27 protein-coding genes are annotated in these 26997 nt (G+C 67.6%); 11 read left to right on the forward strand and 16 right to left on the reverse strand.

Annotated elements, in window-relative coordinates; all coding sequences use genetic code 11:
• Positions 1-25: 25 nt before the first annotated feature.
• Together OCQ_RS18815 and OCQ_RS18820 are read left to right on the forward strand one after the other, a co-directional pair.
• Positions 26-472, forward strand: a complete 447-nt coding sequence (locus OCQ_RS18815) for an SRPBCC family protein (RefSeq protein WP_009954742.1) — start codon at positions 26-28, stop codon at positions 470-472.
• Positions 456-992: a TetR/AcrR family transcriptional regulator gene (locus OCQ_RS18820; RefSeq protein ID WP_008259171.1), complete on the forward strand. Its 537-nt coding sequence runs from the start codon at positions 456-458 to the stop codon at positions 990-992. Before OCQ_RS18815 ends, OCQ_RS18820 begins: the two co-directional genes overlap by 17 nt.
• Before the next feature lie 14 nt (positions 993-1006).
• Here the strand turns inward: OCQ_RS18820 and OCQ_RS18825 are convergent, their stop codons facing one another.
• From OCQ_RS18825 to OCQ_RS18840, 4 genes are all read right to left on the reverse strand, one after another.
• Entirely contained in the window at positions 1007-1465 is a 459-nt protein-coding gene (locus OCQ_RS18825) for a universal stress protein (protein ID WP_008259174.1), read from the reverse strand.
• Between the two features lie 51 nt (positions 1466-1516).
• Positions 1517-3070, reverse strand: a complete 1554-nt coding sequence (locus OCQ_RS18830; RefSeq protein ID WP_008259176.1) for a flavin-containing monooxygenase — start codon at positions 3068-3070, stop codon at positions 1517-1519.
• A 155-nt stretch (positions 3071-3225) separates the two neighbouring features.
• Positions 3226-3954, reverse strand: a complete 729-nt coding sequence (locus tag OCQ_RS18835; protein WP_041785136.1) for a TetR/AcrR family transcriptional regulator — start codon at positions 3952-3954, stop codon at positions 3226-3228.
• Positions 3955-4028: 74 nt separating this feature from the next.
• A complete protein-coding gene (locus OCQ_RS18840) occupies positions 4029-4859 on the reverse strand; it encodes a helix-turn-helix domain-containing protein (RefSeq protein ID WP_008259179.1) in 831 nt (276 codons plus the stop codon).
• Positions 4860-4886: 27 nt separating this feature from the next.
• Here OCQ_RS18840 and OCQ_RS18845 point away from each other — a divergent pair, with 27 nt between their 5' ends.
• Positions 4887-5354 carry a VOC family protein gene (locus tag OCQ_RS18845; RefSeq protein ID WP_167324041.1) on the forward strand — a complete coding sequence of 156 codons (468 nt, stop codon included), beginning with the start codon at positions 4887-4889 and terminating at the stop codon, positions 5352-5354.
• Between the two features lie 27 nt (positions 5355-5381).
• Here the strand turns inward: OCQ_RS18845 and nrdE are convergent, their stop codons facing one another.
• The 4 genes from nrdE to OCQ_RS18865 all read right to left on the reverse strand — a co-directional run bounded on the left by nrdE (position 5382) and on the right by OCQ_RS18865 (position 9323).
• Complete coding sequence (gene nrdE, locus OCQ_RS18850; protein ID WP_014385517.1) at positions 5382-7499, reverse strand: class 1b ribonucleoside-diphosphate reductase subunit alpha; 2118 nt, start codon at positions 7497-7499, stop codon at positions 5382-5384.
• Positions 7500-7516: 17 nt separating this feature from the next.
• A complete protein-coding gene (gene nrdI / locus OCQ_RS18855) occupies positions 7517-7969 on the reverse strand; it encodes a class Ib ribonucleoside-diphosphate reductase assembly flavoprotein NrdI (RefSeq protein ID WP_008259183.1) in 453 nt (150 codons plus the stop codon).
• Between the two features lie 31 nt (positions 7970-8000).
• Entirely contained in the window at positions 8001-8240 is a 240-nt protein-coding gene (locus tag OCQ_RS18860; protein WP_008259184.1) for a redoxin NrdH, read from the reverse strand.
• A 528-nt stretch (positions 8241-8768) separates the two neighbouring features.
• Positions 8769-9323 (reverse strand): NAD(P)H-dependent oxidoreductase, encoded by a 555-nt coding sequence (locus tag OCQ_RS18865; protein ID WP_008259185.1) that lies wholly within the window; start codon positions 9321-9323, stop codon positions 8769-8771.
• Positions 9324-9414: 91 nt separating this feature from the next.
• Between OCQ_RS18865 and OCQ_RS18870 the strand changes: the two genes are divergently transcribed.
• On the forward strand, positions 9415-10029 hold the full coding sequence (locus OCQ_RS18870) for a TetR/AcrR family transcriptional regulator (RefSeq protein ID WP_008259186.1): 615 nt from the start codon (positions 9415-9417) through the stop codon (positions 10027-10029).
• Positions 10030-10037: 8 nt separating this feature from the next.
• Complete coding sequence (locus tag OCQ_RS18875) at positions 10038-11081, forward strand: DNA polymerase IV (protein ID WP_008259187.1); 1044 nt, start codon at positions 10038-10040, stop codon at positions 11079-11081.
• Here the strand turns inward: OCQ_RS18875 and OCQ_RS18880 are convergent.
• Together OCQ_RS18880 and OCQ_RS18885 are read right to left on the reverse strand one after the other, a co-directional pair.
• Positions 11016-11957, reverse strand: coding sequence for an SDR family oxidoreductase (locus OCQ_RS18880; protein ID WP_008259188.1), 942 nt, complete (start codon positions 11955-11957; stop codon positions 11016-11018). The genes OCQ_RS18875 and OCQ_RS18880 overlap by 66 nt on opposite strands.
• A gap of 37 nt (positions 11958-11994) precedes the next feature.
• Entirely contained in the window at positions 11995-12630 is a 636-nt protein-coding gene (locus OCQ_RS18885) for a TetR/AcrR family transcriptional regulator (protein WP_008259189.1), read from the reverse strand.
• A gap of 113 nt (positions 12631-12743) precedes the next feature.
• On the opposite strand from OCQ_RS18885, the gene OCQ_RS18890 reads away from it, so the two are divergent.
• Entirely contained in the window at positions 12744-14219 is a 1476-nt protein-coding gene (locus OCQ_RS18890; protein WP_008259190.1) for a cytochrome P450, read from the forward strand.
• Between the two features lie 119 nt (positions 14220-14338).
• Here the strand turns inward: OCQ_RS18890 and OCQ_RS18895 are convergent, their stop codons facing one another.
• The gene (locus OCQ_RS18895; protein ID WP_008259194.1) at positions 14339-14833 is read right to left on the reverse strand and encodes a 2-isopropylmalate synthase; all 495 of its coding nucleotides are present in this window, start codon (positions 14831-14833) and stop codon (positions 14339-14341) included.
• Positions 14834-15546: 713 nt separating this feature from the next.
• On the opposite strand from OCQ_RS18895, the gene OCQ_RS18900 reads away from it, so the two are divergent.
• Positions 15547-15747 (forward strand): hypothetical protein, encoded by a 201-nt coding sequence (locus tag OCQ_RS18900; protein ID WP_008259198.1) that lies wholly within the window; start codon positions 15547-15549, stop codon positions 15745-15747.
• A 49-nt stretch (positions 15748-15796) separates the two neighbouring features.
• Here OCQ_RS18900 and OCQ_RS18905 read toward each other — a convergent pair whose 3' ends face one another.
• From OCQ_RS18905 to OCQ_RS18915, 3 genes are all read right to left on the reverse strand, one after another.
• Complete coding sequence (locus OCQ_RS18905) at positions 15797-16789, reverse strand: sensor histidine kinase (RefSeq protein ID WP_014385519.1); 993 nt, start codon at positions 16787-16789, stop codon at positions 15797-15799.
• 129 nt (positions 16790-16918) lie between these two features.
• Complete coding sequence (locus OCQ_RS18910; protein WP_008259202.1) at positions 16919-18376, reverse strand: FadR/GntR family transcriptional regulator; 1458 nt, start codon at positions 18374-18376, stop codon at positions 16919-16921.
• Positions 18377-18394: 18 nt separating this feature from the next.
• On the reverse strand, positions 18395-19588 hold the full coding sequence (locus OCQ_RS18915; protein ID WP_008259203.1) for a thiolase family protein: 1194 nt from the start codon (positions 19586-19588) through the stop codon (positions 18395-18397).
• A gap of 62 nt (positions 19589-19650) precedes the next feature.
• On the opposite strand from OCQ_RS18915, the gene OCQ_RS18920 reads away from it, so the two are divergent.
• Positions 19651-19986, forward strand: coding sequence for a Zn-ribbon domain-containing OB-fold protein (locus OCQ_RS18920; protein WP_008259204.1), 336 nt, complete (start codon positions 19651-19653; stop codon positions 19984-19986).
• Between the two features lie 9 nt (positions 19987-19995).
• Here OCQ_RS18920 and OCQ_RS18925 read toward each other — a convergent pair whose 3' ends face one another.
• Both OCQ_RS18925 and OCQ_RS18930 read right to left on the reverse strand, forming a co-directional pair.
• Entirely contained in the window at positions 19996-22173 is a 2178-nt protein-coding gene (locus OCQ_RS18925) for an acyl-CoA dehydrogenase (protein ID WP_008259205.1), read from the reverse strand.
• A gap of 128 nt (positions 22174-22301) precedes the next feature.
• On the reverse strand, positions 22302-23069 hold the full coding sequence (locus tag OCQ_RS18930) for an SDR family NAD(P)-dependent oxidoreductase (RefSeq protein ID WP_008259206.1): 768 nt from the start codon (positions 23067-23069) through the stop codon (positions 22302-22304).
• 112 nt (positions 23070-23181) lie between these two features.
• Between OCQ_RS18930 and OCQ_RS18935 the strand changes: the two genes are divergently transcribed.
• The 3 genes from OCQ_RS18935 (at position 23182) to OCQ_RS18945 (ending at position 26997) form a co-directional block, all read left to right on the forward strand.
• On the forward strand, positions 23182-24711 hold the full coding sequence (locus OCQ_RS18935) for an ATP-dependent DNA ligase (RefSeq protein ID WP_008259207.1): 1530 nt from the start codon (positions 23182-23184) through the stop codon (positions 24709-24711).
• 82 nt (positions 24712-24793) lie between these two features.
• A complete protein-coding gene (locus OCQ_RS18940; RefSeq protein WP_014385521.1) occupies positions 24794-26320 on the forward strand; it encodes an Hsp70 family protein in 1527 nt (508 codons plus the stop codon).
• The gene (locus tag OCQ_RS18945) at positions 26320-26997 is read left to right on the forward strand and encodes a nitroreductase family protein (RefSeq protein WP_029384716.1); all 678 of its coding nucleotides are present in this window, start codon (positions 26320-26322) and stop codon (positions 26995-26997) included. The genes OCQ_RS18940 and OCQ_RS18945 overlap by 1 nt, the downstream gene beginning before the upstream one ends.

The following is a 26997-nucleotide window of genomic DNA, read 5'->3' on the forward strand; positions in this document are numbered from 1 at the left end:
GGGAGCGGGATGTACCATTTGGTACATGATTACCGAAGACAGCGTCGAGATCGACGCGCCGGCGCAAGTGGTGTGGAAGGTGTTCAGCGATGTCGAGCGCTGGCCCGAGTGGACGGCCTCGGTGACGTCGCTGGCCGCGGTGGACGGGCCCGGGCTCGCGGTCGGCAAGCGGTTCGCGATCAAGCAGCCACGCATGTCGAAGCTGGTCTGGAAGATCACCGAGCTCGAGCCGGGGACGTCCTGGACCTGGGAGCAACGCGCCCCCGGCGCGCGGGCCAGCGCCCGCCATGATGTGATCGCGCAGCCCGGCGGCGGCACCCTGGTGCGCCAGCGCATCGACCAGAACGGCATGCTCGGCGCACTTGTCGGGCGGCTCATGCGATCGATGACCCGGCGATACCTCAAACTCGAGGCCCAGGGCCTCAAGGCCCGCTCCGAGCAGCTCAGCCGCGCCGATGGCGCGCACCCCTGACACCGAGCGGCGCCGCCAACTCCTCGATGCCCTCGTCACCGAGTTCGCCACGGGCGGCGTCGGCGATCGGTCGCTGCGCGCGGTGGCCGACGCGGTCGGCACCAGTCACCGAATGTTGTTGCACCACTTTGGGTCTCGGGAAGGACTGCTGGTAGCGATCGTCGAGGAGGTCGAGCGCCGCCAGATGGGACTGCTGGCCGAGTTGCCCGACGACCCGGTCGAGGGCTTCGCCGCCATGTGGGCCGATGTCCGCCGGCCCGAACTGCGACAGTTCGAGCGACTCTTCTTCGAGTGTTACGCCCGCGCCGCGCAGGGCGAAAAGCCTTTCGCGCGAATGGTTCCCGGCGCCGTCGACGGCTGGCTGGGCGAGGTCAAGGAGGCCGCCGACGGCCCGGTCGACCCCGCCCTGGCGAGGCTCGGGCTGGCCGTAATCCGAGGCCTGCTACTGGATCTCGTGGCCACCGACGATGACGCCGGCGTGGACGCGGCCGCGCGCGCCTTTGCGGAACTGCTCCGCTGATTCGTACCGGTGCCTCAGTTGGCGGTGTGCACGATCAGGACATCGGTCTTGACCCGGCGGGAGACCTCGGACGGCACCGATCCCAGCAGCCGCCCGGCGACGCTGTTGAGCCCGACGTTGCCCACGACCATCAGGTCGGCACGGACCTCCTCGGCGACCTGCACCAGCACGTTGATGGGCGCGCCGACGATCGACCGTTCCTCCACGTTATTGGCCCCCGCTTGGTGCGCCCGTTCCGTGGCGTCGCGAAGGATCCTGTAGTACGGGGCCTCCCCAACCGTCCGATAGTCCTGGCCGTGGTCGCTCCCCGGCGGGATGGCGTAGCGGCCGCGTTCCTTGGGGACGGGGAGGTGCGCCGTCACCACGATCAATCGCGCGCCGTGGTCCGCGGCGATCGCCGCCGCGCGCTCCACCGCGAGCAGCGACGAGTCCGAGCCATCGGTGCCGACCACGACGGTCTGATAGGCGCTCATTTCCCTGTCACTGTAACGCCCGGCGGCGGCCAAATCTCCAAACGAATTGGCTCAACTTTGCACGGCGGCCGCGTGCCTGCCCGTGCCGACCCCGAAGAACTGATACTCCGCGGGCCTGACCGAGCGCGTGGCCCGCCAGTACTCCCAGGTGTAGCCGCCCCACAGCACGGTGTTCTTGCCGTGCTCGTCCAGATACCAGCTGCTGCAGCCGCCGCTGTTCCACACCGACGGGCCCAGCCGGCGCTGCAGCTCGTCGTTGAACTCGTCCTGGGCGGCCCGGGTCGGGGCGAGCGCCTGCGCGCCCAGCTTGTCGCAGGTGGCGATCGCGTCGGCGACGTAACGGATTTGGGACTCGATCATGAACACCACCGAGTTGTGTCCCAGCCCGGTGTTGGGGCCCAGCAGGAAGAACAGGTTGGGCACGTCGGCCACGGTGATCCCGCGGTGGGCGCCGATGCCCTCGCGGTTCCAGCGGTCCACCAGATCCTCGCCGTGCAGGCCCTTGATCTGGACGTAGGTGTAGGAGTCAGTGACGTGAAAGCCGGTGGCGTACACGATCACGTCGGCCTGGCGGTGCGTGCCGTCGACGGTGTCGATGCCGTCGGCGGTGATCCGGGCGATGTGGTCGGTGACCAGTTCGGTCTTCGGGTCGGCGACCGCGCCGTAATAGGTGGAGGAGTTCAGGATTCGCTTGCACCCGACGCGGTAGTTGGGGATCAGCTTGCGGCGCAACTCCCGATCCTTGACCGATCGCCGAATGTTGTACTTGCAGTACGCCTCGATGAACTTGAGCAGGTTGGGCCGCTTGGTCATGCCGAAGGCCAAAGCCTCCTGGCCCCAGTAGATGACAAGTCGCACGAGCGCGCGCAGGCCGGGCACGTTCTCCATGGCCCGGCGCACCGCCAACGGGATCTCGGGGTTCGAGCGCGGCACCACCCACGGCGGGGTGCGTTGGTAGAGCTGAAGTTCGGCGACCTGCCCGACGATCTCCGGCACGATCTGGATCGCGCTGGCGCCGGTACCGATCACCGCCACCCGCTTGCCGGTCAGGTCGACGCTGTGGTCCCACTCCGCGGAATGGAAAGCGGGACCGGCGAATTCGTCGCGACCCTCGATGTCGGGCATGGACGGGATGTGCAGCGCGCCGGCGCCCGAGATCAGGAACTGCGCGACGTATTCGCGCCCGTCGGCGGTGAACACGTGCCAGCGGTGCTCGTCGTCGTCCCAGTGGGCCCGATCCACCAGTGAGTTGAACTCGATGTAGCGGCGCAGCCCGTACTTCTCGGTGACGCCCTGGAGGTAGTCCCAGATCTCGGGCTGATACGAGAACGGGTTCTTCCAGTCCGGCTTGGGCTCGAACGAAAACGAATACAGGTGCGACGGGATGTCGCAGGCGCACCCGGGGTAGCTGTTGTCGCGCCAGGTGCCGCCGATGTCGTCGGCCTTTTCCAGGATGACGAAGCCCACACCCTGCTTCTGCAGCGCGATGGCCATCCCCAGGCCGGAGAACCCGGTCCCGATGATGACGGCGCGGGTGTGGACGGGTTTGGAGGCCTTGGCCGCCGGAACCGGGGCGGTCTCGGTGTGTGTCACGACGTCGGTCACGGTCGATCGGTCTTTCTAGTCGGGCCAGTCTCGGGTCGGCGCTCGCCGGCATCCTCGGCCGTAGCCGCCCGGCTGGCGCAGATACCCAGTACCCAGGGTATCGGTTGGGACGAGTGTTGACGATCGCCAGGGTGATGTCAACGTGCCGAAGGTTCTCAGCCCGCGGCGCGGTTGGCCGGGACCACGCTGTGGATCGGCTGGTCAGGGTCCATGCGGATGCCGAGCGCCTCGGCGGTGCCGACGATGACCCCCATCATGATGGTCGTGAGGTGGGCGACGAATTGCTCGCGCGGCATGCGAAGGGGGCTGTCGGGGTCGGGGCCCAGCCACCACTCAGTGGCCGAGGCGGCGCAGCCGAACGCCGCGTTCCCGGCCAGCTCGACGGCCGCGTGGTCCAGCTCCATCTCGCGCAACTCGTTGTCGAACATGTCGGCCACCGCCAGGGTGATGCCGCGTCCCTCGTTGAGGATCTGGGGGCTCGCCGGCGAGCGGCCCTGAATGAAGACCCGCAGCACGTTGGGGTGCTTGTCGACCAGGTTGACGTACTCCTCGACGGCGCGCCGGATCACCTCGCGGGACGAGTCCGTTTTCAGGTCGATGGACGGGAAGATCGCCGCCCACAACATGTCGCGCAGCCGCTCCCCGATCGCCTGGAACAGGTCGGACTTGTCGTGAAAATGCCGGTAGATCTTCGGTTTGGCGGTGCCCGCCTCCTCGGCGATCTCCCGCACGGAGAGCTCGGGTCCCAGGCGGTCGATGGCGCGGAACGCCGCGTCGACGATCTCGCCGCGCACCTTCTTGCGGTGCTCGCGCCAGCGTTCGCTGCGCGCGTCGACCTTGGCCCCCGGCTTGGCGGCCGGGTGGGGCCTGGGAGGTCGAGGCATTCTCACCACCTCACGCACTTTACCCCGTCGTCGCTTCTGACCTGGGCAGACTGGCCCAGACGAAGACACCGCGGTTAACGGTGCCGCTGGGCGTACTCCCCCGGGCTGCAGCCGAGCATCGACCGGAACTCGTTGGTGAAATGCGCCTGGTCATACCAGCCGAGCCGGACGGCCAGGTCGGCGAAGTCGACGCGTCGATCGCTCTCGATCGCCAACGCAGCTTGCTGCAGGCGGTAACGGCACAGCACCCACTTGACCGGCACACCGACATAGCGCCGGAACACGCGCTGAGTGGTTCGCGCGCTCCAGGGCGAGCACGCCATCACCTGCTCCACGCGGTGCAAAGCCTCGTCGTCGTGCATCCGGCGGAGCAGCGCCGTGAGGGCGTCGTAGGTCGGGTCGCAGATGGTCGCAGCGCCGATCGCCATGTCCAGTTGTGCGGCGGCGAGCTCGATGTCGTCGTCGAAAAGCGTTGGACCGCTGAACAAGTCGTCGTCGACTCGAACGATTCGGCCGGTCAGCGCAGCCGCATCGCGTCCGAATCGGGCGGTGAACCCGCCGGCGCGGAAGCGCGCACCGACAACCGCACCACGCCCCGACAACGTGATGGTGAAGACCCTCTCGACGACGCCGTGTACCAACGTGGCGGGCAAAGCGAATCCATGGCGCGGGGAGTCGGTGCCCCATTCATGGCTCAGGTTGATCGACGGGAAAGTGATCACCTGACTTTCACGCGGCGGCTGTCCCGTCAGATCCCAGCACACCGACCAAAAATGCTCGACGAACTTGGCTGCGGCCTGCGACGGCGCTTGGCGACGGAGGTCGAACGTCGATGCGCTGCCCGCGCGTCCGACCACCCCCGGCTGTGGACCGATCGCCTGTGGCGCGTTTTTCCAAGCCTCCACATGACGAATCTAGCCAACCTGGATTGCATGAATGTGCAACCGATTCCCGAGGGCTACACGAGTTTGACCCCGTTCTTGGTCGTCGATGGCGCCGAAGCCGCCATCAGCTTTTACATCGACGTCTTCGGCGCGACACTCGTCGAGAAGATGGCCGGACCGAATGACACGATCGCGCACGCGGAACTGGACTTCGGCCACGGCAGGTTGCAGCTGTCCGATCCCAACCCCGGCTACCACCTCGAAGCCCCCGGCCGGACAGAATCGGTGACCCATTCTTTGGTGTTTTACTGCACCGACGTCGACGCCGTGCTGGCGCGGGCCCAGCGAGCGGGCGCGACGGTACGCGAAGAGGCCCAGACCTTCGTCACGGGCGACCGGTTCGGCTCAATCGTCGACCCTTTCGGGCAACGCTGGTCGATCATGACAAGGGTCGAAGACATCGATCCCGCCGAGCGCGAACACCGGCTTGCCAGCTGGGGCGCCGACAACCTGTAAAGCACTCCCGGAGAGTGAATCCGTGTCCTACAGCATGCAGGACACGCAGCCCTCGACCTCGGTGCCCTCCAATGCCAGTTGGCGAAGACGGATGTAGTACAGCGTCTTGATTCCCTTGCGCCAGGCGTAGATCTGCGCCTTGTTCACGTCGCGGGTGGTGGCCGTGTCCTTGAAGAACAGCGTCAGCGACAGCCCCTGATCCACGTGCTGGGTGGCCGCGGCGTAGGTGTCGATGATCTTCTCGTAGCCGATCTCGTAGGCGTCCTGGTAGTACTCCAGGTTGTCGTTGGTCAGATACGGCGCCGGGTAGTAGACGCGGCCGATCTTGCCTTCCTTGCGGATCTCGATCTTGCTCGCCACCGGGTGGATCGAGCTGGTCGAGTGGTTGATGTAGCTGATCGACCCCGTCGGCGGGACGGCCTGCAGGTTCTGGTTGTAGATGCCGTGCTCGGCCACCGACTCCTTTAGCCGCCGCCAATCGTCTTGCGTCGGAATGCGAATGCCCGCCTCGGCGAAGATCTCGCGGACCCGCGGGGTGGCCGGCTCCCACACCTGCTCGGTGTACTTGTCGAAGAACTCACCCGAGGCGTATTTCGACCTCTCGAAGCCACCGAACTTGCTTCCCCGTTCGATCGCAATACGATTCGACGCGCGCAGCGCGTGGTAGAGCACGGTGTAGAAGTAGATGTTGGTGAAGTCGACGCCCTCTTCGGAGCCGTAGTGGATGCGCTCGCGGGCCAAATAGCCGTGCAGGTTCATCTGTCCGAGCCCGATCGCGTGGGACTCGTTGTTGCCCTGCTCGATTGAGGGCACCGAGGTGATGTGCGTCTGATCGCTCACCGCCGTCAGCGCGCGGATCGCCACCTCGATGGTCTGGGCGAAGTCGGGCGAGTCCATCGTCTTGGCGATGTTCAGCGACCCCAGGTTGCACGAAATGTCCTTGCCCACTTTGGCATACGACAGGTCATCATTGAACACCGACGGCGTGGAGACCTGCAGGATCTCCGAGCACAGGTTCGAGTGGGTGATCTTGCCGTCGATCGGGTTGGCCCGGTTCACCGTGTCCTCGAACATGATGTAGGGGTAGCCGGATTCGAACTGCAGCTCGGCCAGCGTCTGGAAGAACTCGCGCGCCTTGATCTTGGTCTTGCGAATGCGGGCGTCGTCGACCATCTCGTAGTACTTCTCGGTGACCGAGATGTCGGCGAACGGCAGGCCGTACACCCGCTCGACGTCATAGGGCGAGAACAGGTACATGTCCTCGTTCTTCTTGGCCAGCTCGAAGGTGATGTCGGGAATCACCACGCCCAGGCTCAGCGTCTTGATGCGGATCTTCTCGTCGGCGTTCTCGCGCTTGGTGTCCAGGAATCGGTAGATGTCGGGGTGGTGCGCGTGCAGGTACACCGCGCCCGCGCCCTGGCGCGCCCCGAGCTGGTTGGCGTAGGAGAACGAGTCCTCGAGCAGCTTCATGATCGGGATGACGCCCGAGGACTGGTTCTCGATGTTCTTGATCGGGGCGCCGTGCTCGCGGATGTTGCTCAGCAGCAACGCAACTCCCCCGCCCCGCTTGGACAGCTGCAGCGCGGAGTTGATCGATCGCCCGATGGACTCCATGTTGTCTTCGATGCGCAGCAGAAAGCAGCTCACCGGCTCGCCGCGCTGCTTTTTGCCCGAGTTCAAAAACGTCGGGGTGGCCGGCTGGAACCGTCCGTCGATGATCTCGTCGACGAGCTTCTCGGCGAGGATGGTGTCACCAGCGGCCAGCGTCAGCGCCACCATGACCACGCGGTCCTCGAAGCGCTCCAGGTAGCGCTTCCCATCGAACGTCTTCAGCGTGTAGGAGGTGTAGTACTTGAACGCGCCCAGGAACGTCGGGAACCGGAACTTCTTGGCGTAGGCCCGATCCAGCAGCGTCTTGACGAAGTTGCGGCTGTACTGGTCGAGAACCTCGCGCTCGTAATAGTTCTCCTTGATCAGGTAGTCGAGCTTCTCGTCCTGATTGTGGAAGAACACCGTGTTCTGGTTGACGTGCTGCAGGAAGTACTGATGCGCGGCCTCGCGGTCCTTGTCGAACTGAATCTTGCCGTCCGCGTCGTACAGATTCAGCATCGCGTTGAGCGCGTGGTAATCCGTCTCCCCCGGCAACGCGTGGGCTCCGGTGGTTACAGGCTCTGCAGCGACGGTTGTTGACACGTCTGTTCCTTCCAGAAATCGGCTAAGCCCGCGCGGACGGCATCCACGTCGTCCTGGGTTCCCATGAGTTCGAAGCGATAGAGGTACGGGACGCCGCACTTGCGTGAGATCACGTCGCCCGCGTAGGCGAATTCGGCGCCGAAGTTGTTGTTGCCCGCGGCGATGACGCCGCGGATCAACGAACGGTTGTGCTCATTGTTCAAAAAGGCGATGACCTGTTTGGGGACATAGCCGCCGGCGTTGAGGTCAGGAGTGGCCCGCCCGCCGCCGTAGGTGGGCAGCACCAGGACGTACGGCTGGTCCACCTCGATACGGCCGTGCAGCGGTATCCGCGTGGCGGGAATCCCCAGCTTCTCCACGAAGCGGTGGGTGTTCTCCGACACGGAGGAGAAATAGACCAGGTTGCGCCCCGTGGTGTCCATGGTGCGGCAACTCCTTACCTAACGTCTTGCCTTACGCGCTGAGTTCCACCGCGGCGAGCGCCTTGATGCGATCGGGCCGGAAACCCGACCAGTGGTCGTTGCCGGCCACCACGACGGGAGCCTGCAGATAGCCCAGCGCCATCACGTAATCACGCGCCTCGGAGTCCAACGTGATGTCGACCGTGTCGTAGACGATGCCCTGCTTGTCCAGCGCCTTGTAGGTGGCGCTGCACTGCACGCATGCCGGCTTGGTGTACACGGTGATGCTCATAGAATGCCGCTCCTTTGCGGAAGAGGGGGACCCAATGGACTGGCAACTACTTTTGGACTGCGTCTTTGCTAGGTTCAGCGATCCGGCAGGCGCCCAGATTCCCGTCCTGCGGCGACCAGTGCCGAAGACCTGTCTTCGACCACTTCGCGCCGATTTCGGGGGGTTCACCGAGCCTGGCTGGCTTGGCGATCCTGGGATCCGCCGGTGCATCGAAACACTACACCTAGTGGCTGACAAGATGTCGAGATACAAGATGTTCTGAATAACATTTCTGAAATTCCCTGGTCGTGAGGCCTGTGTCGAACAAATTCGGGAACCCGCCCCGGCGTGTCGCAGATCACACGCCGACGCCAAGTCGCCTCCGGGTATCGGTATAGCAGCGGCCACCGACAACCCCGGTTTCGAACCGCTGGCCACGACGGGCCTACCGACAGCTAGCAAAGCCGCCAGACGGTGCTGGCGGCTTTGGCTATTCGTCGGCGGCAACCCCGCTGGTCACCTCCCGGACGGCTTGTCGACTTCTGCCAATCAGCCGGCTTCGGCGGCGAGCTTGCCCACCACGTCGCGCACGTTCGCCGACAGCTCGGCATGCTCGGCGGGCGGCCTGCCTTCCAGCGTCTTGAACGGCACGGACAGTTTGATCGAATCGACGACCCGCGCGCCGGCGATGCCGAAGGACTTGCGGGTCTCGTCGTGCGCCCACACCCCGCCGTACTGGCCGAAGGAGCCCCCGATGACGGCCAGCGGCTTGCCCTTCAGCGCGCCGTCGCCAAACGGGCGCGACAGCCAGTCGATCGCGTTCTTGACCACCGCCGGGATGCTGCCGTTGTACTCGGGTGTGACCACCAGGGCGGCGTCGGCGTCGGCCGCCGCGGCCCGCAGCGCGGCCACCGGGGCCAGCGGCGGGGCGTCGGCGTTCATCGCGTCGTCGATCTCCTCGTTGTAGAACGGCAGGTCGGCGAGCCCCTCGAAGAGCGTGACGCTGACACCGTCGGAGGCGACCGCCGCCGCCAATTCGGCGATCTGGCGGTTGATCGACGCCGCGCGCAGGCTTCCCACTAACGCCAAGATTTTGATTGCCACTCTCGCAGTTCCCTTCGGTCGTTGGTATACATCCTCGCACGACCTAAACGGACTGTGGTCCGATTTATTCCTCCGGCGTTAAAGTGCAAGGGTGAGCGGCGTCGAACGGTCGGGCGAGTTGCCGATGTGCGTGCCGCAGCTGCCGGCGCAGGAACGGGGCGACGCCCTGCGCAACCGCGCGCTGTTGCTGGATGCGGCGCGTCGCCTGGTCGCCGAGCGCGGGGCCGACGCCGTCACCATGGACGACGTCGCCGCGGCCGCCGGCGTCGGCAAGGGCACCCTATTCCGCCGGTTCGGCAGCCGGGCCGGCCTGATGATGGTGCTGCTCGACGAGGACGAACGCGCCAGCCAGGAGGCGTTTCTGTTCGGTCCCCCGCCGCTGGGGCCCGACGCCCCGCCGTGGGATCGGCTGGTGGCCTTCGGCCGGGAACGGATGCGCTTCGCCCACACCCATCACGCGCTGCTGTCGGCGGCCAACCGCGACCCGCGGACCCGTTACGGGCCGCCGGCCGCCGTCCTGCGCAGGCACGTGCGCGTGCTGCTGGCCTCGGCGGAGACGTCCGGCGACCTCGTGGTCCAGGCCGACGCCCTGCTCGCCCTCCTCGACACCGACTACGTGGAGCATCAGCTGAACGACGGCGGTCACACCCTGCAGACATTGGGCGACGCGTGGGAAAGCTTGGCGCGCAAGCTTTGTGGGAGGTGAACGTCGGCATGTCCGCGGCGGCGCGCGACTGGGTCCTGCACGTGGACCTCGACCAATTCCTGGCATCGGTCGAGTTGCGCCGTCGCCCCGAATTGGCCGGGCTGCCCGTCATCGTCGGCGGCAGCGGTGATCCCAGCGAACCGCGCAAGGTCGTCACCTGCGCGTCCTATGAGGCCCGGGAATTCGGTGTGCGGGCGGGCATGCCACTGCGCGCGGCGGCCCGCCGCTGCCCGGATGCGACCTTCCTCCCCTCCGACCCGGCCGCCTACGACGCGGCGTCCGGTGAAGTCATGGGCCTGCTAAGGGATCTGGGCCATCCGGTGGAGGTGTGGGGATGGGACGAGGCCTACGTCGCCGTCCACGCCGAGGACCCCGGCGAGGTGGCACAACAGATCCGCAGCGTCATCTCCACCGAAACCGGACTGTCCTGCTCGGTCGGCATCAGCGACAACAAGCAACGCGCCAAGGTCGCCACCGGATTCGCCAAGCCCGACGGCGTTTTCGTGCTCACCGATGCGAATTGGATGGCGCTGATGGCCGACCGTCCGGTCGACGCGCTGTGGGGCGTGGGGCCCAAGACCGCGAAAAAACTTGCGGATCTTGAGATTACGACGGTGTGGCAACTGGCCCACAGCGACGCCGAGTTGTTGACGGCCACGTTCGGGGCGCGCACCGGGCTGTGGCTCCTGCTGTTGGCCAAGGGTGGGGGTGACAGCCACGTCAGCGCCGAGCCGTGGGTGCCGCGCTCGCGCAGCCACGTCGTCACCTTTCCCCGCGACCTCACCGATCGCGCCGAGATGAACGCGGCCGTTACGGGTTTGGCCGAACAAGCGCTGGACGACGTGCTGGCCGAAGCGCGGGTCGTGACGCGGGTGGCGGTCACCGTGCGAACCTCAACCTTCTACACCCGCACCAAGATTCGCAAACTCGACGCGCCCACCACCGATCGCGACACGATCGTCGCTGCCGCCTTGCGCGTCCTGGATTTATTCTCCCTCGACCGCCCGGTCCGCCTGCTCGGGGTGCGGCTGGAGTTGCTCATGCCGGACTAGCGGCGCCGGGTTGGGTGGGCCCGGCCGCAGCGCGCGGGTGAAGATCACGTTCACCTGGCGCATGGCGACGCTATAGGGCCACCACGCAAGCCTTTTGAACGCGTAGAGCGCCCGAATGTCGGCCGAGGTGTAGATCAGGTATCGGTTCTTGGCCACGCCGGCAAGGATCTTTTCGGCGGCCTTCTCAGGCGACACGGCGTGGCCGGCGAATCGCCGTATCCACCGGGCGACGTTGGGATCCTCGCGGTCCACACCGGCGATCTCCACGGTCCCCACCAGCGGGGTGTTCACCGCGCCGGGCACCACCAGCGACACCCCGATGCGGTGGCGGGCCAAATCGAAACGCAGCACCTCCGAGACGCCGCGCAGTCCGTACTTGCTGGCGCTGTAGGCGGCGTGCCAGGGCAGGGCGACCAACCCGGCCGCCGAGGACACGTTGACCAGATGGCCGCCCCGCTTGGCCGCCACCATCGGCGGCACGAACGTCTCGATGACGTGGATCGGGCCCATCAGGTTGATGGCGACCATCTTGCTCCACTGCTCGTGGGTCAGCCGGTCGACGGTGCCCCAGGCGGATACGCCGGCGATGTTGAGCACCACGTCCATGGCCGGATGCGCGGCGTGGATGTCGGCGGCGAACGCGGCCACCTGGTCGTAGTCGGCGATATCGAGCGCCCGATGCTCCCGGACCTGCGCGCCCAGCGCGCGCGCGTCGGCCACCGTCAGTGCCAGACCGTCGGAGTCGCGGTCGGTCAGGTAGAGCTCGGCCCCCTGGGCGGCGAGCCGCAATGCCGTCGCGCGGCCGATGCCGCTGGCCGCGCCGGTGACAAAGCACCGCTTTCCCGCGAAATACCGCCCGGACGCCTTGTTCGCCATGGCGGTGACGATACCGCCGGTATCACCCAGACCGGCGCTAGGGACGGCCGGACCACAGGGCGTGCAGCCACAACTGCTCGAGCACGCGCACCCGTCGGTCACGGTCGCTGTCGGATCCGGTCAGAACCGGGTCGCCGGTCAACACCAGCGCGGTGGTACCCGTCAGGGTGCGGATCAGCGTCGGAAGATCGTCGCTGATCGGCCTGGCGGTCCCGGCCTTCATCTCGGCCTCGACGATGGCGACGATCTGCGCCAGCACCACCTCGAACTGCTGGTCGAGCAGGTCGCGGATCTCCACGTCGGTGTGGCGGGCCTCGTTGCAGGCGGTCACCACCGGATCGTTGTGCTCGTAGACGGCGGCGGCGCTGCCGACCATCCGCTTGGCGAACTCCTCGGGTGACTCGCCCGCCTGGCGTGGCGCGAAGTACTGGGTGAGTTCCTCGAGCTCTTCGGTGGCCTCCGCCATCAGCTGTGCCAGCACGGCGTATTTGGAGTCGAAATAGAAGTAGAAGCCCGAACGGGCGACCCCGGCGCGCAGGCTGATGGTGCTGACGGACAACTCGGCGAACGGTTTTTCCTGCAGCAGTTCGCGCACGGCCTCCACGATCGCCTGGCGTTGCTTGTCGCCACGCCGACGCGCGCCCGGCTCCGGATTGGCGGGGTGGCTGCTCACTCCCTGACCTTGCACCACGCCGCGCAAAAAGCAAACTTGACAGCCGTCAAGTTTTTCAGCGAAGGTAATAATCAGTGACCGCTGTCACCCCGAGGGCACGCAAAGGAGCGTCTATGACCACCATCAGCACTCCGCACTACCTGCTGGATCAGGCGCGGCGCCGATTCACCCCGACGCTGAACACCATCCCCGGCATGGGGGCGATCGAGAAGCGTCTGCTCGCCCACGAGTGGGACACGAAAGTCCTGGCGGAACCGCCCGCCGGCAGCGACCTGAAGCCCGTGATGGGTGACGCCGGGCTCCCGATCCTCGGCCACATCATCGAATTGTTTCGCGGCGGCCCGGACTACGCGTTGTACCTCTACAGGAACAAGGGCCCGCTGATCTACCTCGATTCGCCGATCATGCCGGCGGTCACGGCGCTGGGGCCCGACGCCACCCAGGCCGTGTTCTCCAACCGCAACAAGGACTTCTCGCAGAAGGGCTGGCACCCGGTGATCGGGCCGTTCTTCAACCGCGGGCTGATGATGCTGGACTTCGACGAGCACATGTATCACCGGCGCATCATGCAGGAGGCGTTCACCCGCAGCCGCCTGACCGGGTACGTCGAGCACATCGACCGCGTGGCGACCGACATCGTCGCCGGCTGGCCGACCAACGACGCCCGATTCCTGTTCCACCCGGCGATGAAGGAACTCACCCTCGACATCGCGTCCTTGGTGTTCATGGGGCACGAGCCAGGGTCCGACCACGACCTCGTCACCAAGGTCAACCAGGCGTTCACCACCACGACCCGCGCCGGTGGGGCGATCATCCGGCAGCCGGTTCCGCCGTTCAAGTGGTGGCGTGGCCTGCGCGCCCGCCAGCTGCTCGAGGACTACTTCAACGAGCGGGTCAAGGAGCGCCGCAACGCCACGGGCAACGACATGCTCACGGTGCTGTGCCACACCGAGGACGACGACGGCAACAGCTTCACCGACGAAGACATCGTCAACCACATGATCTTCTTGATGATGGCCGCCCACGACACCTCCACGTCGACGACCACCACGATGGTCTACAACATGGCCGCCAACCCGGAATGGCAGGAGCGGGCGCGCGAGGAGTCGGCCAGGCTCGGCGACGGTCCGCTGGACATCGAGTCGCTGGAGAAGCTGGAAACGCTCGAACTGATCATGAACGAATCGCTGCGGATGGTGACGCCGTTGCCGTTCAACATGCGGATGGCGGTGCGCGACACCGAGCTGCTGGGCCATTACATCCCGGCCGGCACCAACATCACCATCTGGCCCGGCATGAACCACCGACTGCCCGAATTGTGGACGGAGCCAGACAAATTCGACCCCGAGCGGTTCGCCGAACCGCGCTCGGAGCACAAGAATCACCGCTACGCCTTCGCACCCTTCGGCGGCGGCGCGCACAAGTGCATCGGCATGGTGTTCGGTCAGCTGGAGGTCAAGACCGTGGTGCACCGGCTGCTGCGCCGCTACCGCATCGAGTTGGCCCGGCCGGGCTATCAGCCGCGCTGGGATTACGGCGGCATGCCGATTCCGATGGACGGCATGCCGATCGTGCTGCGCCCGCTCTGAACTTCCGCGACGGCGTGTCACCGTCTCCGCCGGCGCGGTAGAGCCCGAGTTTCATTTGCGCTACCACCGGCGCTAGCGCAAATGAAACTCCCCTAGTTGGTTGCACGGGGTGCGCGGCATCAGTCGACCGCGAGCAACCGGTTGGCGCAGGCGATGACCGCGCGCAGCGCCGACTGCGTCGGATCGTCCGAGAGGCCCATCGCCCACTCGGCGCGGGCACCGTCGCTGCCGCGGATGAAAGTGGCTGTGCCGGTGGGCGACTGCATCTGATGGAAGTTCACGATTTCGACGGTGATCCCGCGCTGATGCAGCATCGCGGTCAGGGCCGCGATCGGGCCGCTGGCGGCCACGGTCGCGGTGCCGATGCGGTCGCTCAGGGCGATCACGGCCTGGAAGTTGCGGGCCTGCGGGCCGGGTCGCACCGCGCCCGTGCACTCCCATTGGCCTAGCCGCAGGGGTCCCGTGCTGCGCCCGTAGGTCGCGAGGAAGGTCTCCCAGGACATGGCGTCGGCCTGCTCCCGCAGCCCGCGGGGCAACGAGACGCCGAAACGATCGCCAAACCACACGGTGGCGGCGTCGAGATGTTGGAGCGGGTTGCGCTCGGGAAAAGTCATGGTGCCGGTCTTCTCTAGTCAGCTGGTGCGACCGACGGCAGTAGCTTCCGACCCACAGCGGGGGGTCGGTCAGAATCAGACCCCGCTGCGGGTGCTAGCTACTACGAAACGCGCGAGAAGACGCATGAGCGTTGACATTAGCCCCCTTCGCTCCGCGCCTTCAACCCCCATACGACCGTACAAAAAAATATAGGAAATAATACGAATAGTTTGGTTTGGGCGGGGTTGACAGGGGGTAAGAAGCCGGGTAACAGTCAATTAGACGGCTGTTGAACTATCCCCTCACCTGAAAGGCACGATCATGAAGTCAACGCCCACTCGGAACACCCTCAAAGCTGTCGCCGCGGCCGTCGGGCTGGCCGCAGCTTTGCTTGGACTGACGGGATGCGCGCCGACCACCAGCACGACTGGCTGCGATGGAGTCGTTGGCTGCTTGCTCTAAAGGGTCACGATGGGTAGCCCGCTGGGGAGGACCGAGCGGACGTCGTCCTCAGCGGAGACAACCTATGACGCTTGATCGATCGCAGTCGGCACCCGACGCCGTCATCATCTAACGATGTCGCACGAGCGCCGCCTCGGTCGAAACATGTTTCCAATGCCATTGCGCAGCGGGCGATTCAGCCTGCTCGTGACATATCCAGCCACTTCTCACTTAACACTGGTGAGACGTAACAGGTGTCCATAAGTCCTTAACGCATCTGAAAGGGACGATTATGACCTCATTGAAGACGAAAGCCTTTAAAACTGCCGCGGCGGCTACGGGGCTTGCCGCGGTATTGCTGCTGCCCACGGGATGCACGATGACCCCGGCCGACGCACCCGCCAGCGGCGGCACCCTTGGTGGCACCGTCGGCGGTGTGGTGGGTGGCGTGATCGGCGACGTCGGCGGAATTGTAGGCGGGTTGCTCCCCTAGCCGTTCACCACAAACGACCCGCCGGATCCCCTTGCCGGCGGGTCGTTTGTTACCCAGCCGGCTCGGGTGCGGGCTCAAACCGCAGGTACGCCTGAATTGTCGTTCCCGTCCTGGCGGTATGCGTGCGCACCAAATCCGAAATGGCGTTGACCAAGTACAGGCCGCGGCTGGCGGGGCCGCACGGACCCGGGTCGAGGCGGCCCACCAGCGGATCGTCGAGCTGTCCGGTGTCGCGGGCCTCGCACACCAGATATCCGTCGTCTTTCCAGAACGCCAACCGGCAGGCGCCCCCGGTGTACATCAGGCTATTGGTGGCCAACTCGGTGGCGACCAGCTGCAGATCCTCGATGCACTCCTGGGAAAGCCCCATCCACCCCGCATAGTCGACGGCGAACGAGCGGGCGGGCCGAAGATCCGCTGACTTCCTCACCATGTAGGTGACGGCGCCGGGATTCGCGGCCAACGGCTGGTTGCAACGCTGCAGCACTTCGTTCGGCGCGTAGTCCGGGCTGCGGTGCAGCGCACCGCTTTTCCACAACAACGGGTGCGTCGCTCGGGCATCCATCAGGACTTCGTCGCCGATCGCGCTCGCGTCGTAGAGGCACAGGCTTGTCGCCGGGTATGCGTCCATCGCCGTGTTGACCAGCGCTTCGTGCTCGATGCAGGCGACGAACTCCTCCTCGGTGCGGCCCGGCCACGCGAGCTGGCTGACGATCCGCACCCGCCGATCCGGGTGCTCGTCGATGAACGCGCCCTCCATCGCCATGAACCGGCTCGGGTTCCGGGCGGCCTCGGTGACGTCGGTCATGTACACGTCGACCGGCAACGCCTCGCCGTCGTACAACTCGCCCTGCAGCAGGGCCAGGGTCTCGGGAGGCACGGCGAGCAGCACCGCCTCGCCTGACGCCAAACCGTCGCCGACGAAGCGGCCCACCAAGTCCAAAAACTCCTGCTGAGAGTGATAAATCAGTGCGGAGTGGACGAAACCGTATTGTCTGGTTTCGGTATCCGCCGTCACTTCAGCGCTCTCGCTTTCGATCACTTGCGCCAACCCCCTGCTGGATCGGCTGTCGCCCATCCCCCCTTCCAGTACCCAAGACGGGCCTTCGCTATGCCGCGCAACAGATCACATTTGCGCGCACACCCGGGGGGGCGACATCGGGCGGCGCGATCACAGCCACCAGGAGGCGGCGGCATCGAGGTGACGGCGGAGGCGATAGCAGGCGACGCTCTCGTCGGCGGCCTCCACCGCCTCGACAATGCGCAAGTGAGCGTGGTGCACGGCCAGCACGTCCGACCAGGTGGGCAGCGCCTGCCCGGTGCTCGACCAATGCCGGCGGAACAACTCGACGATGATCCGGAGGAACAGGTCGAGCAGCGCGTTGCCGGCCAGCTGCGCCAACCCGACGTGGAAATTGAATTCCTCCGCGATCGCCCGCCGGACGTCGTCGGGCGTCGGCTGCGCGGCGTCCGGCAGCCGTGACCGATGCGCAACGAGGAATGCCGCCACCTCGGGCTCGTCGAGCCGCTTGACGACCTTGGCGACGTTGTCGATCTCGATGGCGTCGCGGACGCACCGTAGGTCTTCGCGGCTCGGGTCGCGGTACTGCAGGTACAACGCGATCGTGTCGATGCTGGCCTGGGCAGCGGGTTCGGCGATGACGAGTCCGCCGCCGGGTCCGCGGCGCATGTGGGCGATCGAGTGGTATTCGAGCAGGCGCACCGCCTCGCGGAACACCGCGCGGCTCACCCGGTAGCGCGCCAGCAGGGCCGCCTCGGTGCCGAAGACCGACCCGACGTGCCAGCCGCTGGCGGCGATGTCGTCGCCGATGGTGACGGCCAGCATCTCGGCCAGCTTGCCGCGGGGCATCTCGGAATCGAGACGCCGCCGCCGCGTGCGCCCGCGGACCCTGTCGCCGGGATGGTGCCGTTGCAGCCAGCCCGTCACCGCCTCGACGTGTCGCTCGGACAGCGTCTTGGCGCGCGCGGAATCACCGGCCGTGACGGCGGCGACGATCTTGGAGTGGTGGGCGTGCAGGTGTTCGACGGCCTCGATGGCCTCGGTCGCCGAGTCCGTTCGCGACGCCAGCGCGTAGCGCGTGGTGAGCCGCATCAGGACGTCGATAAACAGTTGCAGCACGGGATTTTTCGATTGCTCGGCCAGCGCGATGTGGAACTCGTCGCGCGGCGCCGGCAAGCCCGGCTGCCACTTTTCCTCGGCGTCTAAAACGGCCCGCAGCCGCGCGATGCCGGCTTCGTCGATGCGCTCGGCGGCGAGCGAGGCCGCCAACGGCTCGAGCACCAGACGCGCGTTGAGCAGATCGCCCAGCGTCGTGCCCAGATATTCGAGATAGATGACGACGGCGCGGGTGGCGGGCCCGGCGTCGGGCTCACAAATGTACAGCCCGCCGTTGGGGCCGCGCCGCATCCTTGCGACCTGGTGGTGCTCGACCAGGCGAACGGCCTCGCGCAGCACCGATCGGCTCACGCCGAAGCGTTGTTGCAGGGCGAGTTCGGATCCCAGCGATTCGCCGACGGCCCAGCCGCGGCGGACGATGTCCGCCTCGATGTCGCGGGCGAGGATCGACGCCAGTTTGTCCGCGTGGCCGGCCTTCAGGTCCTCACTCATCTGAGCTCAATCACACGCTCAACAGGTGAGCAGCATGCACCCCGCGACGGGCCCACCGCCGACGGAAACGACGCCGACCTCCGGGCGGCGGGCGACCTGCCGCTCCCCCGCGTCGCCGCGCAGTTGCAGGCACCCCTCGTGCAACGCCCAGTAGCCGTGCATGCGCCCCGCCGAGAGTTGGCCGCCGTAGGTGTTCAGCGGCAGCAGGCCGTCGCGGGCGATCCGCGCGCCGCCTTCGACGAAGGGCCCGGCCTCGCCGTCCCCACACACACCGAGGGCTTCCAGCCACGCCAGCGTGAGATAGGTGAATCCGTCGTACAACTGGGCGATGTCGAGATCGGCGGGCCGCAGCTGCGTCCGCGACCACATCTGCGCCGTGGCGTCCGACATCGCCATCTTCGGGTAGTCGTCGCGGTGAAACCAGCCACCGGCGCCGTCGGATCCGCCGATCGCCTCCACCCGCACCGCGCGATGCGGACAGTCGGCGGCGTACTCCGCGTGGGACACCACCACCGCGATCGAGCCGTCGATCGGGACGTCGCAGTCCAGCAGTCCCAGCGGGGTGGAGACCGGCCGCGCCCCCAGGTAGTCGGCCATCGTCATCGGATCCCGGTACACCGCACGGGGATTCAGCGCCGCGTTGCGCCTGCCGTTGAGCGCTATCCACCCCAACTGCTCTTTGGTGGTCCCGTACAGCTCCATGTGGCGACGGCAGTTCAGCGCCAGCCAGTTGGCGGCCGAATAGGCCTGCGCCGCAACCAGATCGTTGACGTCGTCCATCGCCCCGACGGCGGGCTTCGGCTCGCCCTCGGGTGTCTCGAACATCCGCGCCAAGGGAGGGGCGGGAGCGTTCTCTTCCTGCTTGACCGGGACGGTGCCGCCGAGCATCTGGATCGTCCGGTACACCACCACGTGCCGGGCTCGGCGTTCGGCGACCGCGCGGCAGGCCGACATCACCGGCGACAGCAGGCCGCCGGTGCCGAACCCGGATCCGCAGTCCGCGGCGTCGATGCGCAGTTGCGCGTTGACGTCTTCGGCGGGTGTGTCGCCGAGCGTGGCGATCCCGTCGATGTCGGTCGCGGCCAATCCGGCGTCCTCGATGGCCCCGCGCACCGCCTCCATCGTCAGCTCCAGGCCCGGAATGCCGGTGCGACGGCCGATCCGCGAGATCCCGATGCCGGACAAGATCGCGTCTTTTTCGAAATGCGTCATGTACACCGCCCGTCAGACCACACCGTCGCCGCGTCGAATCAATTGAGTGTACTGTATTCGTCGTGTCAGACGGGGCGCTGCTCATCGAGTACTGCGACGGCTGCGCGCGCTGGGTGCATCCGGCGAGCGGCGAATGCCGCGAGTGCGGGGGCTCGCTGGTGGCGCGCGAGGTGTCGGGGCGCGGCACGGTGTTCACCTACACGGTCAACCACCACCCGTACAACCCGGAGATCCCCACCCCCTACGTCATCGCCATCGTCGAACTCGCCGAGCAGCGTGGCCTGCGGGTGGCGGCCAATATCGTTGACTGCGAACCCGATTCGGTGACCTGCGGGATGCCGGTCACGCTCCGCCCGGAGCGGGGCGCCGCCGGTGCGCCGCAGTTCGCGCCGGCGTGAGCCGCGGAATCAGTTGATCAGCGGGTCGCGCGGCATGCCGAGGATTCGCTCGGCGATCTGATTGCGGGTCACCTCGGAGGTGCCGCCGGCGATCGCCATGCCGCGCGCTCCCATCATCAGCCGGCCGGCCAGGGCGCCGGCGCCGTCGAGCAGCGCGACCTCGGGACCCAGCAGCGCCGCCATGATCGCGGCGCCTTCCACCATGTGCTCGGCCAGCTTCAGCTTGGTCACGTTGCCCTCGGGGCCCGGGCCCGCGCCTTCGACGCTGCGCGCGGCGCGCCGCAGGTTCAGCAGGCGCAGTGCGGTCTCCCCGGCCAGATAGTTCCCGACCCGAACGTGCCCGCCCGCCAACCGATCCGGGCGTTCCTGGGTCAGCTGCACCAGTTGCGAGGCCAGGCCCTCGTAGAACGACCCGCTGCCCCCGATGCTGACCCGCTCGTTGCCCAGCGTGGCGCGGGCGACCGTCCAGCCGGAGTTGGGCTCCCCGACGACGTCCTCGTCGGGCACGAACAGGTCGTTGAAGAAGACCTCGTTGAAGTCCGAGCCGCCGGTGATCTGCCGCAGGGGCCGCACCTCGACCTCGGGCGCTTTCATGTCGACGATCACCGTGGTGATGCCGGCGTGCTTGGGGGCGTCGGGGTCGGTGCGCACGGTGGCCAGCCCACGCGCGCAGTAGTGCGCCCCGCTGGTCCACACCTTCTGGCCGTTGATCTTCCAGCCACCGTCGACGCGGGTGGCCCGCGTCTTGATGGACGCGGCGTCCGAGCCGGCGTCGGGTTCGGAGAACAGCTGGCACCAGATCTCGTCCTTGCGCAGCGCCTTCTCCACGAATCGTTCGATCTGCCAAGGCGTTCCGTGCTGGATGAGGGTCAGGATCACCCACCCGGTGATCCCGTAGTCGGGCCGCTTGATACCGGCCGCGCGGAACTCCTCCTCGATGACCAGCTGCTCGACGGCGTCGGCCGCGCGTCCCCACGGCTTGGGCCAATGGGGCATCACGTAGCCCGTCTCGATCAGCTTGTCGCGCTGGGCGTCCTTGTCCAGTGCGGCGATCTCGGCGACGTCGGCGCGGACGCCGGCGCGGAGTTCTTCGGCCTCGGGCGGCAGGTCGAGGCTGTTTTCGCGGACGGCGCCGGCGGCGGTGCGCTCGAAGACGTCGGCGGCCGGGGCGTCACCACCGAACAGCGCCGTGGTCACCACGGCACGCCGCAGGTGCAGGTGCGCGTCGTGTTCCCAAGTGAAGCCGATGCCGCCATGCACCTGGATGTTGAGTTCGGCGTTGCGGACGTAGGCCGGGAACGCCAGCGCCGCGGCCGTCGCGGCGATCAGGCGGAATTGCGCCTCGTCCTCCGAGGCGTCCTCGCCCGCCGCGCGGGCGGCGTCCCAGACGGCGGCGATCCCGGACTCCGCGCCCACCAGCATGTTCGCGCAGTGATGCTTGACCGCTTGGAAGGTGGCGATGGTGCGCCCGAACTGCTGGCGCACCTTGGCGTAGTCGACGGCCGCCTCGACGCAGTCCGACGCCCCGCCGACCGCCTCGGCGGCCAGCAGGGTGCGCGCCCGGGCCAGCGCCGACTGCCGCGCCCCCGCCAGGATGTCGTCGTCGAACACCCGCACGTCCTGCAGGCGCACCCGGCCGGATCGCCGTGTCGGATCGAAGTTTTCCGGCACCTCGACCGAAACGCCGGCGCGGTCGCACTCGAGCACGAGCACGTCGTCGCCGGCGGCGATCAGCAGCAGCTCGGCAAGGCCGGCGCCCAACACGATTCCGGCCTCGCCGTTCGCGACGCCGTTGGCGACCTGCACCTGGCCGTCGAATCCGACGCCCGCGGTGACCGTTCCGTCGATCAGGCCGGGCAGCATCCGCGACTTCTGTTCGGCCGCACCGTCTTTGGCGATCACCGCCGACGCGATCACCGTCGGCACGAAGGGCCCCGGCGCCACCGCGCGGCCGAGCTCTTCGATCACCACCACCAGTTCGGGCAGCCCGAAGCCGGAGCCGCCGTACTCTTCGTCGACGTGCAGGCCGAGCCAGCCCAACTCGACCAGGTTCTGCCAGAATCCGGGCCGGGGCTCGTCGGCGGCATCGAGCAGCGATCGCGCCGCCCAGCGCGCCTTTTGCGCGGTCAGGAACCCGCGAGCCACCTCGGCGAGTTCACGATGGTCGTCGGTTAATGCGATTCCCATGAGGGGCCCTCCTCGCGCGCCGCATGCCAGCCGGGTGTGATTGCTGGGTGCCTGCCCCGCTTCGAGGGGAAGCGGGGCGGCTGGCTAAAGAGTGTACTTAATGCGGGGAGGGCCCCAACGGGCGGCGCCTACTTGGGCGCGAACCGCTGCCCGGCGTCCAGGCGCAGGCATTGGCCGTTGAGCATCGGGTTGTCCACGATGGCGGCCACCAGCTTGGCGTACTCCTCGGGACGGCCCAGCCGCTTGGGGAAGGCCGCGTCTTTGGTCAGCGCCGCCGCGAATTCGTCGGGAATGCCCTGGGTGAGGCCCGTCGCGAAGAGGCTCGGGGCGATCCCCAGCACCCTGATGCCCACCGAGCCCAGGTCACGCGCCATGGTCAGGCACATACCGGCGATGCCCGCCTTGGCGGCGGTGTAGGCGACCTGCCCGATCTGGCCCTCGAAGGCCGCGATCGACGCGGTGTTGATGATGACGCCGCGCTCGCCGGTGTCGGGGTCTTCGGGCTCGTTCTTCGCCATGTGCGCGGCGGCGAGCCGGCTGATGTTGAAGGTGGCGATGAGATTGAGGTCGATCACCGACTGGAAGGATTCGAGGTCGTGCGGCCCGGACTTGGTCAGGGTCCGCTTGGCGATCCCGCCACCGGCGGTGGTGATCACGACGTGCAGCCCGCCGAGCTTGTCGACCGCGGCCTGCAGTGTCTCCTCGGTGCCGGTGAAGTCGGTGACGTCGACGGGATAGAAGGTACCGCCGATGCCTTCGGCCACCGTCTTACCGTCGGAGCCTTCGCGGTCGAGCACCGCGACGTCCGCGCCGCGATCGTGCAGCAGCTCGGCGCTGGCGCGACCCATCCCCGAGGCGCCGCCGATGACGACGACCTTCTTTCCTTTGATCTCCATCCGGACCTCCCATTTGTTGCTTGTCAGAATCGAAGCAATCTGTAACGTTACGTAGGCACGCTAGCGTGTCCGCTCCGGACGCTTGTCACCGAGCCATGCCAAGCTGGCAACCGTGCTCCTCCTCGACGTGGCAAAGGCGTCCACCGACGTCGGAAGCACGTCGTCGCGGCTGAGAAAAGTCGCCCACATCGCCGACCTACTGGCGCGGGCCGCACCCGATCCCGCCCTCGTCATGATCGTCGTGTCCTGGCTGTCCGGCGAGTTGCGCCAGCGCCAGATCGGGGTCGGCTGGGCGGCGTTGCGCTCGCGCCCGCCGCCGGCCTCCCACGCCACGCTGACCGTGGGCGCCGTCGACGCCACCTTCTCCGAGATCGGCGCCGTGTCCGGCAAAGGCGCACAGGCGCGCCGCGCCGCGCTCCTTACCACCCTGTTCGCCGCCGCCACCGAAGCCGAGCAGACGTTCCTGCTGCGACTGCTCGGCGGCGAACTGCGCCAGGGCGCGCTGGCCGGAATCATGGCCGACGCCGTGGCCAAGGCCGCCGGGATCCCGGCGGCCGCTGTGCAGCGGGCCGCGATGCTGGGCGGGGACCTGCCCGCGGTCGCGGCGGCGGCCCTGTCCGGCGAACCCGCCGCCCTGCAGGCCTTCACCCTGCGCGTCGGCCGCCCGGTCGGCCCGATGCTGGCGCAGACGGCGCCCAGTGTGGCCGACGCGATCGAACGCCACGGCGGGCGGGCGATTTTCGAGGCCAAGCTGGACGGGGCGCGAGTGCAGATCCACCGCTCCGGCGACCAGGTCACCGTCTACACCCGAAGCCTCGACGATGTCACCGCCCGGGTGCCCGAGGTGGTGGAGGCGACGCTGGCGCTGCCGGTGAACGACCTGATCGCCGACGGCGAGGCGATCGCGCTGCGGCCCGACAACCGGCCGCAGCGCTTCCAGGTCACCGCCTCCCGGTTCGGCCGCTCGGTCGATGTCGCCGCGGCCGTTGCCGCGCAACCACTTTCGGTGTTCTTCTTCGACATCCTGCACCGCGACGGCGTCGACCTGCTCGACGCGCCGACCACCGACCGGCTGGCCGCCCTGGACGCGTTGGTGCCGCCCGCGCAGCGGGTCGATCGGCTGCTCACCTCCGACCCCGTGGAGGCCGGCGCCTTCCTGGACGCGACGCTGGCCGTCGGCCACGAGGGTGTGATGGCCAAGGCGCCGGACGCGCAGTATCAGGCCGGCCGCCGCGGGGCGGGCTGGCTGAAGGTCAAGCCGGTGCACACCCTGGACCTGGTGGTGCTGGCCGTGGAATGGGGGTCGGGGCGCCGCCGCGGCAAGCTTTCCAACATCCATCTGGGCGCCCGCGACCCGGACAGCGGCGAATTCGTCATGGTGGGAAAGACTTTCAAGGGCATGACCGACGCCATGCTGGACTGGCAGACCGCCCGGTTCACCGACCTGGCGATCGGCGGGACGGACGGCTACGTCGTGCACGTAAGACCCGAGCAGGTGGTCGAGGTGGCCCTGGACGGCGTGCAGAAATCGTCGCGCTACCCCGGCGGGCTGGCGCTGCGGTTCGCCCGCGTGGTGCGGTATCGCGACGACAAGGGCCCCGCCGAGGCCGACACCATCGACGCCGTGCGCGCGCTGTACTAGGCGAGGCCTTTCTTACAGGCGACCGGACGCGCCGAACGAAAAGGTTGTGCCCAAGCCCGAGGCGCGGTCCTAAACTTGCGCGATGAGAGTCGGCATCGACTTTGGCACCACCCACACCGTCGCCGCGGCCGTCGATCGAGGCAACTATCCCGTCGTCTCCTTCGACGGCGTCGACGCGTGGCCGTCGATCATCGCCGCCAATGCCGCCGGCGAGTTGCGCTTCGGCGCCGACGCCGCGGCCGTCCGGCACGATCCGGGGTGGTCGGTGCTGCGCTCGTTCAAGCGTCTGCTCAACGACGCCGGCCCGCAGACCCAGGTCAACCTGGCCGGGCGTGACTACCGCCTGGCCGATCTGCTCACCGGGTTCCTGGCGCAGCTCAAAACCGACCTGCAGCGTCACTCCAACGCCGACCTGGCCTCCGGCGAACCGATCGAAGCCGCGATCAGCGTGCCGGCCAACGCCTCGAGCGCCCAGCGCCTCCTCACGCTGGACGCCTACGTGGCCGCGGGATTCCGCGTCGTCGCCCTGCTCAACGAGCCGTCGGCGGCCAGCCTGGAATACGCCCACCGGTACCGCTCCACCATCACCACCAAACGCGAACACGTCCTCATCTACGACCTGGGCGGCGGCACGTTCGACGCCTCACTGCTGAAGATGACCGGGCACGCGAACGAGGTCGTCGTCAGCGAGGGCATCCAGCGGCTGGGCGGTGACGACTTCGACGAGGCCATCGTCGAGCTGGTGCTGGCCGGCGCCGGCCGGCCCGTCGTCGACGCCGCCACGCGCGACCTGCTCGCCGAGGAATGCGCCACCCGCAAGGAGGCGGTCGGGCCGCAGACGCGACGCTTCCTGGTCGACCTCTCCCCCGTCGATCGTCCCCCGTTCTCCTGCCCCATCGACGACGTCTACGCGGTGTGTGCGCCGCTGGTCGACCGCACGATGGAGCTGCTCGACCGGGTCCTGCGCGACCCGGCGCGCGGCCGCAAGGACGTGGACCTCTCGGAGGTGGCGGGCATCTACGTCGTCGGGGGCGCGGGCGGTTTCCCGCTGGTGTCCCGGATGCTGCGCAGCACCTTCGGCGACAAGCGGGTCAAGCGCTCGCCGCACCCCTTCGCCGCCACGGCCATCGGCCTTGCCGTCTTCCTCGACAAGGAATCGGGTTTCGCGCTGTCCGAACGCTTTTCGAGAAACTTCGGCGTCTTCCGGGAGGCGGAGGCCGGCGCCGGGGTCGTGTTCGACCCGATCGTGTGCAAGGACGTCTCGCTTCCCGACGACGGCCGATCCCCGCTGGTGGTGAAGCGCAGATATCGGGCGGCGCACAACATCGGGCACTTCCGGTTCGTGGAGTGCAGCCGCCTGGTCAACGGGCGGCCGGACGGCGACGTCACGCCGTACGACCCGGTGCTGTTTCCGTTCGACCCTGCCCTGCGCGACCGGGACGACCTCGGGCGTCAGCCGGTCGGCCGCTGGGCGGAGGGGCGGGACGGCCCCGATGTCGAGGAGCGTTACGTCATCGCGCCCAGCGGGGCGGTGGAAGTGACCCTGACGACGCACCCGGCCGGGTTCGAGCGCACCTTCCGCCTGGAGCGGTGCGGGTCGGCGAGTTGATGAGCCACCCCGGCACGCAGCTCTACGACGTGATGCGAACGGCGTTCGCCGCAAGGGAATTCACCGATGATCCGCTGCCCGACGAGGTGCTGGGGCGCATCTTCGACAACGCTCGCTTCGCGCCCAGCGGCGGCAACCGGCAGGGCGCCCACGTCACCGTGGTGCGCGACGCGGCGGTGCGGCGCAGGCTGGCCGAACTCGGGATGCCCGCCGCGCGCCGGTACTTCGCGCAGCTGCAGGCGGGTGAAAACCCCTGGAATTCGATCCATCCCAGCGCGGTCCCGCAGAAGGCCATCGAGGAGACGGAGATCCCCGACACGTTCGTCGCGCCGATCGCGAAAGCGCCTGTGGTTCTGGTGGTTTCGGTGGATCTGACCGTCGTCGCCGCCCTCGATCAGCATCTGGACCGCGTCGGCATCGCCGGCGGGGCGTCGGTCTATCCGCTGATTTGGAACATCCTGCTCGCCGCGCGCAGCGAGGGCTACGGCGGCACCATCACGACGATGGCCATCGCCGCCGAAGGGGACGTCCGCGGGCTGCTGGGCATCCCCGATCGGCATGCGGTCGCCGCGGTGGTGCCGCTCGGCAAACCGGTGCGGCAGCTGAGCAAACTGCGCCGCCGGCCGGTCGCGGAGTTCGTCACCCGGGATCGGTTCGACGGCCCGCCGTTCGGCTGA

The sequence above is a fragment of the Mycobacterium paraintracellulare genome (assembly GCF_000276825.1).
Lineage (GTDB): Bacteria > Actinomycetota > Actinomycetes > Mycobacteriales > Mycobacteriaceae > Mycobacterium > Mycobacterium intracellulare.